Raw genomic sequence first — 223 nt, forward strand, 5'->3', positions numbered from 1 at the left:
CGACAGCAATAAAATCAGACAGTCTCTCGCAGACCGGAACATCACCGCATGTATTCCACCAAAGAAGAACAGGAAATCAAAGCCACCTTACAATTGGCATCTGTATAAAAAGCGCCATCTGATCGAAAACATGTTCGCAAAGTTGAAAGACTGGCGACGGGTGGCAACACGATACGACCGCTGCGCTCATACATTCATGTCCGCAATCCACATCGCAGCAAGC

At 48.0% G+C, this 223-nt stretch carries 1 protein-coding gene; it reads left to right on the forward strand.

Annotated elements, in window-relative coordinates; genetic code table 11:
- Positions 1–13: 13 nt before the first annotated feature.
- The coding region (locus HK28_RS09540; protein WP_369823638.1) for a transposase at positions 14–223 on the forward strand (210 nt) is incomplete at its 3' end.

This window comes from Acetobacter sp. DsW_063 (assembly GCF_002153745.1).
GTDB lineage: Bacteria > Pseudomonadota > Alphaproteobacteria > Acetobacterales > Acetobacteraceae > Acetobacter.